Origin of the sequence: Microbispora sp. NPDC049633 (assembly GCF_040675265.1) — a bacterium.
Taxonomy (GTDB): domain Bacteria; phylum Actinomycetota; class Actinomycetes; order Streptosporangiales; family Streptosporangiaceae; genus Microbispora; species Microbispora maris.
This window is the reverse complement of the sequence record NZ_JBFAOO010000206.1, coordinates 1-12,630: the sequence shown is the minus strand read 5'-3', so window position 1 is coordinate 12,630 and position 12,630 is coordinate 1. Positions and strand designations below refer to the sequence as shown.

14 protein-coding genes are annotated in these 12,630 nt (G+C 70.5%); 9 read left to right on the top strand and 5 right to left on the bottom strand.

Annotated elements, in window-relative coordinates:
* From AB0J39_RS33230 to AB0J39_RS33220, 3 genes are all read left to right on the top strand, one after another.
* On the top strand, positions 1-233 hold a 233-nt coding region (locus tag AB0J39_RS33230), incomplete at its 5' end, for a hypothetical protein (RefSeq protein WP_363472010.1).
* Between the two features lie 228 nt (positions 234-461).
* Positions 462-665, top strand: coding sequence for a cold-shock protein (locus tag AB0J39_RS33225; protein ID WP_182907409.1), 204 nt, complete (start codon positions 462-464; stop codon positions 663-665).
* A gap of 76 nt (positions 666-741) precedes the next feature.
* Positions 742-972, top strand: a complete 231-nt coding sequence (locus tag AB0J39_RS33220) for a hypothetical protein (protein ID WP_363472008.1) — start codon at positions 742-744, stop codon at positions 970-972.
* A gap of 348 nt (positions 973-1,320) precedes the next feature.
* Here the strand turns inward: AB0J39_RS33220 and AB0J39_RS33215 are convergent, their stop codons facing one another.
* Positions 1,321-1,827 (bottom strand): hypothetical protein, encoded by a 507-nt coding sequence (locus AB0J39_RS33215; RefSeq protein WP_363472006.1) that lies wholly within the window; start codon positions 1,825-1,827, stop codon positions 1,321-1,323.
* 237 nt (positions 1,828-2,064) lie between these two features.
* On the opposite strand from AB0J39_RS33215, the gene AB0J39_RS33210 reads away from it, so the two are divergent.
* A complete protein-coding gene (locus tag AB0J39_RS33210; protein WP_363472005.1) occupies positions 2,065-2,823 on the top strand; it encodes a neutral zinc metallopeptidase in 759 nt (252 codons plus the stop codon).
* A 103-nt stretch (positions 2,824-2,926) separates the two neighbouring features.
* Here AB0J39_RS33210 and AB0J39_RS33205 read toward each other — a convergent pair whose 3' ends face one another.
* From AB0J39_RS33205 to AB0J39_RS33190, 4 genes are all read right to left on the bottom strand, one after another.
* Entirely contained in the window at positions 2,927-3,262 is a 336-nt protein-coding gene (locus AB0J39_RS33205) for a hypothetical protein (protein WP_363472003.1), read from the bottom strand.
* A gap of 57 nt (positions 3,263-3,319) precedes the next feature.
* Positions 3,320-3,781, bottom strand: a complete 462-nt coding sequence (locus AB0J39_RS33200) for a MerR family transcriptional regulator (RefSeq protein ID WP_363472001.1) — start codon at positions 3,779-3,781, stop codon at positions 3,320-3,322.
* Entirely contained in the window at positions 3,778-4,137 is a 360-nt protein-coding gene (locus tag AB0J39_RS33195) for a hypothetical protein (RefSeq protein WP_363472000.1), read from the bottom strand. Before AB0J39_RS33195 ends, AB0J39_RS33200 begins: the two co-directional genes overlap by 4 nt.
* 61 nt (positions 4,138-4,198) lie before the next feature.
* Entirely contained in the window at positions 4,199-5,215 is a 1,017-nt protein-coding gene (locus AB0J39_RS33190) for a LacI family DNA-binding transcriptional regulator (protein WP_363471998.1), read from the bottom strand.
* A 219-nt stretch (positions 5,216-5,434) separates the two neighbouring features.
* Here AB0J39_RS33190 and AB0J39_RS33185 point away from each other — a divergent pair, with 219 nt between their 5' ends.
* The 5 genes from AB0J39_RS33185 to AB0J39_RS33165 all read left to right on the top strand — a co-directional run bounded on the left by AB0J39_RS33185 (position 5,435) and on the right by AB0J39_RS33165 (position 12,440).
* Positions 5,435-7,387, top strand: a complete 1,953-nt coding sequence (locus AB0J39_RS33185) for a beta-L-arabinofuranosidase domain-containing protein (protein WP_363471996.1) — start codon at positions 5,435-5,437, stop codon at positions 7,385-7,387.
* Positions 7,388-7,532: 145 nt separating this feature from the next.
* Positions 7,533-9,239, top strand: coding sequence for a hypothetical protein (locus AB0J39_RS33180; protein WP_363471994.1), 1,707 nt, complete (start codon positions 7,533-7,535; stop codon positions 9,237-9,239).
* 30 nt (positions 9,240-9,269) lie between these two features.
* Positions 9,270-10,547 carry an extracellular solute-binding protein gene (locus AB0J39_RS33175; RefSeq protein WP_363471993.1) on the top strand — a complete coding sequence of 426 codons (1,278 nt, stop codon included), beginning with the start codon at positions 9,270-9,272 and terminating at the stop codon, positions 10,545-10,547.
* Between the two features lie 85 nt (positions 10,548-10,632).
* Positions 10,633-11,622 carry a sugar ABC transporter permease gene (locus AB0J39_RS33170; protein WP_363471991.1) on the top strand — a complete coding sequence of 330 codons (990 nt, stop codon included), beginning with the start codon at positions 10,633-10,635 and terminating at the stop codon, positions 11,620-11,622.
* Positions 11,619-12,440 carry a carbohydrate ABC transporter permease gene (locus tag AB0J39_RS33165; protein ID WP_363471989.1) on the top strand — a complete coding sequence of 274 codons (822 nt, stop codon included), beginning with the start codon at positions 11,619-11,621 and terminating at the stop codon, positions 12,438-12,440. The genes AB0J39_RS33170 and AB0J39_RS33165 overlap by 4 nt, the downstream gene beginning before the upstream one ends.
* Positions 12,441-12,630: the final 190 nt, after the last annotated feature.

The following is a 12,630-nucleotide window of genomic DNA, read 5'->3' as shown; positions in this document are numbered from 1 at the left end:
CCTACGCCGGCTGCCCGGCGCGGGTCGTCGCGGTGCCGGCCCGCCGGCCCCCCGTCCGGGAGGAGGTGGCGCGCTTCGGGCTCGGCCTGCGGCTGCGGAACGCGGGGGAGGCGCTGACCGGCGACGTGGACGTGCAGTGGGGCATCTGGCTGCGCGGCGGCCCGTTCGACACCTGCACCGTCGTCTGCTGCTCCCCGAACCGCGACGCGGTCTACCGCCGGGTGGCGTCCTGAGCCGTCCGCCCGGCGGAAGGACTCAGACTTCTGCACGCGTCACTCCGCGGCGTGTGGTAGCGTTCAGAACGTTGCAGTTGTGGTACCCATGAAACTTGTGTGCGCCTGACGGTATGTGACCTTCAGGCGCATTTCTGTTTTCCGGCCATCTCCGGAGGGGGCCTCATCCGGCGACACGGAATCCGCGCGGTGCGGATTTCGCTTCGGTCCCTGATAAAGGAGATTCACATGGCTATCGGAACCGTGAAGTGGTTCAACGCGGAAAAGGGCTTCGGCTTCATCGAGCAGGAGGGTGGCGGCCCCGACGTCTTCGCCCACTACTCGAACATCGCCGCCCGCGGATACCGTGAGCTGCAGGAGGGCCAGAAGGTGTCGTTCGACATCACCCAGGGCCAGAAGGGCCCTCAGGCCGAGAACATCGTGCCCGCCTGACGCAGGCCGGCATCTGATTCGGGGTCCGCGCTCGACGAGCGCGGGCCCCGACTCATGTCCGGGCAGACGCTCCCTCGTGCCGCTCATCGTCGATCCTGCAAGCGCCGCTGCCCATTCTGGGCAGGTGCGCTTCTCGCGAGGGCGGCTGGAGATTCAGATCCTGGCCGCGAGGGAGGGCGCCGTCGCGTGGACGCCCGCCGGCATGTCGCCGGCGGAGCCGTACTCGCGCGACGCGCTTCCCTACGGCACAGCTCTCTCAGAGCTTGTGCAGCTTTTTGTACGGGGTCGTGATTCGTTCCTGCTGTGATCGGAAATCCACGATCACAGCAACCCCTTCCTCGACGTCCACGACCACACCCAGACCGTACCGATCATGGGTGACCTGGTCGTTCACACTGAACTGCTCGACGGGAGGGGCAGGAGGCGGGGGCTTGAAGGGACTTGTGGGCAGGTGACGGCGGGACGCGCCGCTGGCTGGCTTCATTCCATCCAGTATGTGCTGCTCGCTGAGATGGTCACAACCAACCCCTGGTCTCGGGGTGATGTCGTCAACGTCGCGATACGCCTCCGGGGTCCGGGAGGTGGCGCGAGAACTTTGGTCGGCACGCGCTCGCCGCTCACGCTCGCTCGGGCGACGCGGAACTCCGCCGGTGCGTCACGGCCGCCATTTGTCCTGGTAGTCGGCGTGCCAGTTGTACGCCGACGCCTCCAGCTTCAGCAGGTGCTCCGCCTGGGCGTGTTCCTCGAGTGCCAGATAGAGCTCGCCGACGAGCACGGACTCCAGGAAGTCCACACGGTTTCGCTTCGCGGTCAGGTCCCGCTCCACTTTGTGCGAGTCGGGCTCCCCGGCGTCCGCGGACGTGTCCACCTGGTTCAGATCCTCGGCGATGCGGGCTCGCAGGAACGCGATCAACCCCTCGAACACGGATTCCGCCTGGTGTGCACGGGCCCGGCGCGCGTCGGCCACGATCTCGCGGTAGCGGGCGGCCAGGGCGGGCTCGTCCGTGCCGGTGAGTTCCGGCCGGGGGAGTCGCCGCAGGAGGGTCCCCCCACCGGCCGTCTCCTCGTCGCCGGCGGCCAGTGCGTCCCCCAGGAGCTCCGCCGCGAGCAGAGGGCGGTTGCGGACAAGCTCCAGGAGCGTCCCCCGATTGATCGTTGTCATGGCCAGGAGATTACATGGAGTAATCGCATGAGAGCCAACGGTGCCGGACGCGGCCTGATGTGCTTTCTTTCCCTCCGGTGGAATGTCTCTTCAACCGGGTGGTTCTCGATGGCGCGCCTCGTCCGACAACCCGTGGCGTCGTCGCGGCGGCGGTAGACCTCACCCCGTTTCGGCGGTTATGGAAATGTCGTGAATTGGTCTGCTTTCGGCTTTGCGTGACCTGTAGTCTCGTCGCCCGTGAAACAGACCATGATCGCGCTCGCCTCCGCCGTGGCCGTGGTGCTCGTCCCGGCCGCTTCCGCCGAGGCCCGCCCTGTGAAGAGCAAGACGCTGACGCAGAACGCGCTGTACAAGGCAGGAGCCCTGCCCATCACCGCCTGTCCGGAAAAGCCCATCAGGAAACTCGACCCGAAATCGGCGAGAAGTTACCTCAACGGGGTCCTCACCTGCCTCAATCGCACCTGGGCCGGTGAATTGAAGAAGGCGGGGCTGAAGTGGTCCAAGCCCAAGGTGACGTACGCCACCAAGCCACCGGTGGAATTCTGCGGAGTGAAGTGGGACGACTGGGGCGTCGACTACTGCGATGCCTCCCGCACGATGGAGATCGTCCTGCACAAGGACCTCCTGGCGGAGCCCGACGACCTGTTCCTGTTCTTCCTGATGTCCTCGCTCTACGGCGAGCACGTGCAGAACCTGGCCGGTCTCACCCGCACCGTGGACAGGCTTCCGTCCGCCAGCAAGGCGGAGTTCGCCGAGCAGAACCGGCGACACCTTCTGCAGAACAAGTGCCTCGCGAGCGCCTTCGTCGCGAGTGTCTGGCAGTCCCTGCACCGTGGCCGGGAGGACTGGGACGACATGCTCTCCTATATGCGTGAGTGGGCGGGCAAGAACACCGGGAGCAGGAAGTCGATCACCTACTGGGCCGGTCAGGGCTTCGCGACCGGCGACCCCGGCGCCTGCAACACGTGGACCGCGCCGTCCGCCAAGGTGGCCTGACGGCTCCATCCCCACGGCGTCCAGAGCGCTGCAGGATGCCGCCCCCGGGTGGCGGCCTGGAACGCGTGGCGGGCAGGAGGGGCGCGACCGCGTGACCACACGGTCAGCAGCCGCCGCATCCGCAGCCGGACGGGCCGCACTCCGCGCTGTCGTCGCGGGTGGTCTTGCGCCGGTGCAGCCACCACATGCCCGCGGCGGCGGCCAGCAGTAGTCCGGCCACGACCAGCAGCGCCCGCTCGGCCGGCGCCGCGCCCGCGCTGGTCAGCAGCCCGGCGCCGATCAGCACCGGCAGCACGCAGCAGGCCGTGCACGCCGGCACCGCCACTGCGGCGGCGATCTTGCTGCGCCGCGGCGGCTCGCCGTCGTCGGAGGGACGGTCCTTCGGCGCGTGGGCGGTGGCGGTGAGCGACACCGCGACCGGCTCGGCCGGACGCCTCACCGCACGTGTGGACGGGGCCGCGGCCGGCCGGCGGTGTTCGTCGTGAGCGCGCACAGGTCAGCTCTCCTCGGGCGTGCGGCCGTCGGCCAGGCCGGCGAAGGGCAGCGGGCAGTCGGGGCAGGTGCAGTGGGTCAGGCTGTCGCATCCGGCGGTGACCACCTGGGTCAGCGCGTGGCGGATCGTGGTCAGATCGTCGATCTTCGCGTCCACCTCGGCGATCTTCGCCTGGGCGCGGGCCCGCAGATCCGGGGTGGGATGGCCACGTCTGCCGGCGTCGAGCGGCTCGGCCACCTCCTCCAGCGTGAAGCCGAGCCGCTGCGCGGCTTTGATCACCGTCAGCAGGGTGACGGTCCCGGGCGGGTAGGCGCGGTGGCCGCCGGGGCTGCGCGCCGGTTCGGCGATCAGGCCTCTCCGTTCGTAGTAGCGCAGGGTCTGGACGTTGACCCCGGCCTGCTCGGCCACCTGCCCACTGCGCAGATACGAATCGCCCGGGCCCTGCAGCGCGAGATCCTGTCTCATGCGGGCCGCCTCGCCCCGGCGGGGGAACCCGCGCGGGCCTGCAGCGCGTCCAGCACCGCGACATGCTCGGGCGGGACCGCCACGTCCAGCGTCAGGCCGCCGCCGGCGACGGTCAGGACGAAGGTGAAGAAGGAGCAGCAGCCGTTCTCCCGCGCGGTCAGCTCGGCCGCCCGCGCGGCATTCTCCGGGGTGAGGACGAGGTCCAGCCGAAGCCGCTCACGCTCTTCGCGCCGGACCGCCTGGACCGCCTCGGCGAACAACGCGTCGAACTCGGCCAGCCGCAGCGGCTGCTCGGCGGTGGGCAACGTGCACGCGGACGGCACCCATCCCTGGCCGATGACGATGTCTCGGGTCATGCGTCGACGGTAAGCCTGTACCTGGGTACAGGATGCAACCCCCGATTTCAGGCCGCTCGGCTCACGGAAGCGGGACCGTGCTCGACTCGCGAACGACGAGGTGGCAGGGCAGGGGGTGGCGGCCGGGGGAGGGGGAGCCGTTGATGGCCGCCAGGAGCATCTCGGCCGCCGCCCGGCCCAGCCCCTCGAGGTTCATGTCCACGCTCGTCAGCGGCGGCTGGCAGCCCTCGGTCATGACGTCCCAGTTGTCGAAACCGACGAGGGCGACGTCCTGCGGCACCCGGCGGCCCGCGGCGCGCAGCGCGTCGCACACGCCACGGGCGATCTGGTCGCTGCCGCAGAAGACCGCGTCGAACTCCGCCCGCCCCGCCAGCAGGATGCCGACGGCCTGGCGTCCCCACGCCTCGCTCCAGCCGCCGAACAGCGGCGGCGCGGCCGCTTCGAGCCCGTCCTCCGCCAGCCGCTCCAGCGCCGCCGCCGCGCGGACCCGGGCGGAGTTGTGATGCTCCGGCCCGGTGACGTGCGCGATCCGGGTGCGGCCGACGGCCAGCAGGTGCTCGACGGCCTTACGGGCGCCGCCCGCCTCGTCCGGGACCACCGAGCAGTCGCCGGGGTCGGCCGAACTGATGAACGCGTACACCACGGGCACGGGCAGGTCCGCGGCGATCGGCGCGCGTGCCTCGGTCCGCCGGCCGGTCACGATGATCCCGTCGACCCGGCGGCTGAGGAGCGTCCTGACGTAGTACTGCTCGCGGATCGGGTCGTCCCGCCCGTCACAGAGGAAGACCGACATCTCCCCGGCGCCCAGCGCGTCCTCCGCGCCGATCAGGACGGGGATGCTGAACCGGCCGATCGTGTCCGTCGTGATCATTCCGACGGTGTAGGTGCGCCCGGAGTGCAGGCTGCGGGCACCGGCGTTCGCCTCGAAACTGAGCTGCCGTGCGGCCTCCCGGACGCGCATGCGGGTCTCCTCCCGCAGTGACCCGCGGCCGTTGAGCGCTTTGGAGGCCGTGCCCACCGACACCCCGGCCAGTGCCGCGACGTCGGCGATCGTGGCGTGACGCTCCAGTTTTCCCACGTTTCCTCCACTTTCCGATGGCGTTGCCTGGGACCACTGTATCGCCGGACCGTTCCGATGTCGGTGCCCCTCGTAACACGGGAAACATCGCTATTGACGGCCCGGGAGGGCGTTGGTAGCTTTCCGGCAACCGTTTTCCTTGGTTTCCTAGGTTTCCTTCCGCCCGATCGTCCCCGGCGGAGTCTCGCACGTCCCGCGTCACGACACGAGAGATCAGGAATGACCCAGCAGAAGCTGTCAGACAGCGTCCCGGCCGCGCCCGCCCTCCAGGGGGCCACCGGACCGGTGGCTCCGACCCCGGCGGCCCTGTCCGCGCTGCGGCCGCTCGGCATCGGCCAGGCCCGGTTACGGGCGGATGGCCTGCTCGGGCAGTGGCGGCGGCGCAACGCCGAGGACACGCTGCCGCACTGCGTGGACAACCTCCACGGCAGCGGCAACATCGGCAACCTCCGCGCCGCCGCCGGCGAGTCCGAGGACGAGTTCGCCGGCATGTGGTTCGCCGACTCCGACGTCCACAAGACGCTGGAGGCGGCGGCGTGGCAGCTCGCGACCTCGCCCGAGGACGACGCCCTGCGGTCGTTCGTCGACGGCACGACCGCGCTGCTCGCCCGCGCCCAGCGGGCGGACGGCTACCTCAACTCCTACTTCACGGTCGTCGCCCCCCAGGAGCGGTGGGCCAGGCCCGACTGGAGCCACGAGCTGTACTGCGCGGGCCACCTCTTCCAGGCGGCGGTGGCCGCGGCCCGCACCGGGGTGAGCCCCGATCTGCTGACCGTCGCCCGGCGCTTCGCCGACCTGCTGGTCGAGCGGTTCGGCCCGGACGGAGTGGAGGAGGTCTGCGGGCACCCCGAGGTCGAGACCGCCCTCGCCGAGCTGTACCGGGTGACCGGCCACCGGCCGTACCTGGACCTGGCGCGGCGCTTCCTCGACCTGCGCGGGCGCGGCCTGCTCGGCCACGGCCGGTTCGGCCCCCGCTACTACCAGGACCACCAGCCGGTGCGCGAGGTGCGCGAGGTCACCGGGCACGCCGTACGGCAGCTGTACCTGCTGGCCGGGATGGTCGACGTCGCCGTGGAGACCGGCGATCCGGCGCTGCTGGACGCGGCGGAGCGGCTGTGGGCCGACGCCTTCCGCTCGCGGACCTACGTCACCGGCGCACATGGCTCGCGCCATCGTGAGGAGGCGTACGGCGACCCGTACGAACTGCCGCCCGACCGGGCCTACGGCGAGACCTGCGCGGCGATCGCGAGCTTCCAGTGGAACTGGCGGCTGCTGCTCGCGACCGGCCGGGCCCGCTACGCCGACGAGATGGAGCGGGTGCTGTACAACGCGGTAGCCGCCGCCGTCTCGTCCGACGGCAGGCACTTCTTCTACTCCAACCCCCTGCACCTGCGCACCGGGCACGCGAGCACGGGCGAGGAGGCGGCGGCGCGCCGCCTGCCCTGGTACTCGTGCGCCTGCTGCCCGCCGAACATCGCCCGTCTCATGGCCTCGCTGCCCGGCTACCTGGCGACCGCCGACGACGGCGGCCTGCAGATCCACCTGTACGGCGACGCCACCCTGACCACCCCCGAGGGGCGCCGCGTGGAGACGCGCACGGCCTACCCCTGGCAGGGACGCGTCGAGCTGACCGTGACCGCCGAGGCCGACGCGCCCTGGACACTCGCGCTGCGCGTGCCCGCCTGGTGCGCCGCCTACACGGTGAGCGTCGACGGCGAACCGGTCCGGGCGCCCGTACGGGACGGCTACCTCCGGCTCACCCGCGCCTGGACGCCGGGCACGACCGTCGTCCTCGACCTGGACATGCCCGTCCGGCAGGTGTCCGCCCACCCACGGGTCGACGCGGTGCGCGGGTGCGTCGCCCTGGCGCGCGGCCCGCTCGTGTACTGCCTGGAGCAGGCCGATCTGCCACCCGGCACGGTGCTGGAGGACGTGCGGCTCGACCCCGCCGCTCCGATCACAGCGGGTCACCGGGAGGACCTGCCGGACGTCCCGGTCGTGCTCACCGCCCGCGGACTGGTCGCCGACGCCGGCGATTCGCTGTACACCGCCGCACCGGGACGGGAGCGGACGGGCACGCCGCTCACGCTCACGGCGGTGCCGTACTTCCTGTGGGGCAACCGGAGCGAGGGCCCGATGCGGGTCTGGATCCCGGTCGCCGCCGCCGGATGACCGCGGCGGGCCGGCCCCGGCAGAGTTCCGGCCCGGCCCGCCCGCATGGGGACCGTCCACGGCGTCCGCCGGTTCGGGGAGGGACGGTCCCGCTTCACCTCCTGCTCTACCCCCCACCTGAGCTACAGAAAGAGCGAGGTCGTCCATGCGCAGACCCCGAAGCGCGGTCCTGCTGTCCGCGCTGGCCGTGTCACTGACCACGGCGCTCGTCCCACTGACACCCGCCGACGCGGCGGGGGCCACCCTCACGGTGAACGTCGCCCAGCCCTTCCGGCCCGTCACCCATGTCGCCGCCGGCGGCCTGTACGGCCTGGCGGAGAACGGCCGACCGGCCGACTCCACGCTGCTGCCGCTGAAACTCAACTCGCTGACCCAGCCCGCCCCCGGCGTGGGACAGCGGCCCAACGGCCAGCCGCCCGGTGGCGACTCGCTGCTCGTGGCCCCGCAGGCCACCCGCGTCGGCGCCGGGGAGTTCATCCGGATGCCGGACATCTACCCGAACTTCCCGTACGGGTGGGTGAGCTGGAACGACTGGCTGGCCAAGGTCGACACCATGGTCCGCGCCCGCCTCAACGCGACAACGGTGACCAACGTCATCGGCTGGGAGCTGTGGAACGAGCCCGACTGGACGTGGAACACCTCCGCCGCAGGGTCCTTCAACGACGGCTGGACGCGCACCTACCGGGCCGTGCGGGCACTGGACACCACGACGCCGATCGTCGGCCCGAGCACCTCCTACTACAACCGCTCCTGGTTGTCGTCCTTCCTCAGCAGCGCCAAGGCAGCGGGCACGCTGCCCGACGTCATCTGCTGGCACGAGCTGGGCGACCCCACCGCCATCGCCGCGCACATCGCCGACTACCGCGCGCTGGAAAGCTCGCTCGGCATCAGCCCCCGGCGCATCTCCATCAACGAGTACGCCGCGACGAGCGAGGTGGACGTCCCCGGCCGGATCGCCAGCTACGTGGCCAAGCTGGAGCGCGGCGGCGTCGAGTCCGCGCACCGGGCGTTCTGGTACGAGTACGGCACGATGAACGGGCTGGTGGTCAACAACAGCCAGCCCACCGGCACCTGGTGGCTGTACAAGTGGTACGGCGACATGGCCGGCCGCATGGTGACCACCACCCCCGGCACCCAGACCGGGCTGGACGGCTTCGCCTCCTACGACTCCACCCGGAAGATCGTGAACGTGGTCTTCGGCAACGAGTCCGGCACCAACACCGTCCGCGTCAACGGCATCGGAGCACTGGGCTCCTCGGTCCGGGTCACCCTGCAGTCGACCCCCGCGAGCGGCCGGTTCACCGCCGTGACCGCGCCCACGACCGTCTCGACGAGCACGTACACCGTGAGCAACGGGCAGATCAGCGTCTCGGTGCCGAACATGTCGGCGACCAGCGCCTACAACCTGGTGATCCAGCCGGTGAGCGGGGTGCCGTCCTACCAGCAGCGGTACGAGGCGGAGAACGCCGCCGTCTTCCGCGCCCAGCGGCTGACGAGCTCCAGCGCGTCCGAGGGCGGCTACGTCGGCCGCATCGACAACAACACGAGCACGCACAGCACCGACAGCTACGTCGACTTCGTGGTGAACGTGCCCACGGCCCGCTCGTACACCATGACCATCGGCTACGCCAACGCCACCGGGGCGACCGCGACGCAGGGCCTGGCCTACAACGGCGGCGCCTGGACGACGGTCAGCTACCCGCCCACCGCGGCCTGGGGCCAGTTCGGCGCCACCGTCAGCACCACGGTCAACCTGCGGGCGGGCTACAACGTGATCCGCCTGGCCAAGGGGTCTCCCAACTTCGCCGGCGGCACCGGCTACGCCGAGCTGGACTACATCCAGCTGACCTGAGCCGCGCCGGACATCGAAAGGAACAACGACATGGAAAGCCTCGACAAGGGCCGGCGCGCCGCCGGCCTGGGCCTGGTGGTCCTCGCCGTCGCGGGCGGGCTCACCGCGTGCTCCGGGTCGTCCGGCGGTGACGGCGGCGCCCCGGCGGGCGCGAGCCAGGCCGCGGGCGGAGGGACCTACACGATCTGGGACCCCTACCCGCAGTTCGACGACTCCTCCGACTGGGTGAAGCTGCTCACCCAGTGCGGCACGCAGGCGGGAGTGACCGTCAAGCGGACCGCCTACGACACCACCGACCTGACCAACAAGGCGCTGCTGGCGGCCCAGCAGGGCAACTCGCCGGACGTGCTGATCGTGGACAACCCGGTCGTCTCGACGCTGGCCGAGGCGGGCGTGCTGACCTCGACCGACGAGACGAAGATCGACACCACGGCCGTCTCGCCGAACCTGCTGGCCGCGGGCCAGATCGGCGGCAAGACGTACGGCGTCCCGATCGGGGCGAACACCCTCGCCCTCTACTACAACAAGGAGGTGCTGAAGAAGGCCGGGGTGGACGCGGCCGCGGTGAAGGACTGGGCGTCGCTGACGGCGGCGCTGGAGAAGGTGAAGGCGGCGGGCAAGAAGGGCATCACGTTCTCCGCCATCGGCACCGAGGAGGGCAGCTTCCAGTTCCTGCCGTGGTTCTGGGGCGCGGGGGCGAATCTCACCAAGCTGGACTCGCCGGAGGGCGTGGCGGCGCTGTCGCTGTGGACCGACTGGGTGAAGAAGGGATACGCCCCCTCCTCGGTGATCAACAACACCCAGACCACGAGCTGGCAGGAGTTCGCGACCGGCGACTTCGCCTTCGGCGAGAACGGCACCTGGCAGCTGGCCAACGCCAAGAAGACCGGTTTCGAGTACGGCATCATCCCGATCCCCGCCAAGGGCGGCGGCACCGCCCCGGCGCCGACCGGAGGCGAGTTCGTCAGCGTGCCCGTGCAGAAGGAAATCACCCGGTACGTCGCCTCGCAGAAGCTGGTGACGTGCCTGGCCAGCACCGGCAACTCGCTGACCACCACGACGACGCTGTCGTACATCGCGCCGACCGAGGAGGTGCAGGCCACGCAGGTCGAGCGGAACGCCGAGCTGAAGGTGTGGGTGGAGGCGGTCAAGGCGGCCAAGGGCCGCACCAGCGACGATCTCGGCACGAAGTACCCGAAGATCTCCGAGCCCATGTGGAAGGCGATGCAGGCCGCGCTGAGCGGGTCGCAGCCGCCGCAGGAGGCGCTGACGGCCGCCCAGGCCACGGCGGCGAGCGCGATTCAGTAGGCGCCGCTCAGCAGGTGCCGTTCAGTAGGCGCGGCGCGCGGGCCCGGAGCGTCCGGGCCCGCCCTCTCGTCAGACGAAGGAAAGCATGAAACACGCAACACAGACGCCGGCTCCGCGCGCGGGGGACAACCGGCGGGAGCGGGTCGCGGCGCCACGTTCCCAAGGGGCCGGCAGCGCCCACCGCGCGCCCGCGCGGCGATCGGCCCAGTGGGCGGCATGGGCGTTCCTCGCGCCGATGGTGGCCTACCTGCTCGCGTTCTACGCCTATCCGCTGTACCGCAACGTCGACCTGAGCCTGCGTGACTACACGGTGCGGTCGTTCGTGCAGGGGGACGCGCCGTTCACCGGGCTCGCCAACTACGCGAAGGTCGTGCGCGACGCCACGTTTGGGCCGGCGCTGTGGCACACGGTGGTGTTCACCGTGGTGTCTCTGGCCTTCCAGTTCACCATCGGACTCGCCCTGGCCGTGTTCTTCACCCGGAGCTTCCGGCTGTCGGCGACGTTGCGCGCGCTGTTCCTGGTGCCGTGGCTGCTGCCGCTGATCGTGTCGTCCTCGACGTGGTCGTGGATGCTCAACAGCGAGTCGGGCGTGGTCAACGCGGTGCTCGCGGCGGTGGGGATCGACCCGGTCAACTGGCTGACGTCGCCGGACTGGTCGCTGTGGTCGGTGACCATCGCCAACATCTGGATCGGGATCCCGTTCAACCTCGTCGTGCTGTACAGCGGCCTGCAGGCGATCCCGTCCCACATCCACGAGGCGGCCGAGCTGGACGGCGCGACCGGCTGGCAGCGGTTCTGGAAGGTGACCTTCCCGCTGCTGCGGCCGGTCTCGGCGATCACGCTGCTGCTCGGGCTGGTCTACACGCTGAAGGTGTTCGACATCATCTGGATCATGACGAAGGGCGGGCCCAGCGACGCGTCCACGACGCTGGCCACCTGGTCCTACCGGCTGGGCTTCGGCAACCTGCTGCCCTCCTTCGGGCCGGGCGCGGCGGTCGGCAACCTGCTGATCGTGATCGCGCTGGTCTTCGGCCTCGTCTACATCCGCGCGCAGCGACGGCAGGGGGCGGCATGAGGGCGACCGGGCGTGGCTGGTGGCGGACCGGCCTGGGTGTGGTGTTCACCGCGCTCATGCTGTTCCCCGTCTACTGGATGATCAACGTGTCGTTCACCCGGGACCAGGACATGCGCAAGTCGCCGCCGTACTGGTTTCCGGTGCACGGGACGTTCGAGGGATACCGCGCGGTGCTGGAGCAGCAGCTGCCGTACCTCGGGGTGAGCCTGGTCGTCGGGCTGGGCACCGTGGCCCTGACGCTGGTGATCGCGGTGCCCGCGGCGTACTCGCTGGCCAAGCTGCGGCCGCGCGGCCGCGGCGTGCTGGGCTTCGTGCTGCTGATCGCGCAGATGATCCCCGGTGTGATCATGGCGATGGGGTTCTACGCCATCTTCCTCGCCACCGGTGTGCTCAACACCGTGCCGGGGCTGATCGTGGCGGACTCCACGCTGGCGGTGCCGTTCGCGGTGCTTATCCTCACCGCGTTCATGTCCGGCATCCCCGAGGAGTTGCTGCAGGCGGCCCGGGTGGACGGCGCGGGCGTGCTGCGCACGTTCTGGTCGATCGTGCTGCCGGTCAGCCGCAACTCGGTCATCACGGTGTCGCTGTTCGCGTTCCTGTGGGCGTGGTCGGACTTCGTCTTCGCCTCCACCCTCGACCAGGGCGGCGCCCACCAGCCCATCACGCTCGGCATCTACCACTACATCGGCAACAACAACCAGCAGTGGAACGCCATCATGGCCACCGCGGTCGTCGCCTCGATCCCGGCCACGGTCCTCCTCGTGATCGCGCAGCGCTACGTCGCCGCGGGCGTCACCGCCGGAGCGGTCAAGGACTGAGCGCGACCGGAAAGTGAGTTAGTCAGACGACTGACTTGGAGTCGACAAGCGGGCCTGCGGCCGCTACGGTTGCTCCAAGTAAGTCAGCCAACTAACTCATTGGAGCGATCATGATCGTCGTGACGGGCGCCACCGGAAACGTCGGGGGCCGGTTGGCCGCGCTGCTCGCCGCCGCGGGCGAGCGGGTGAC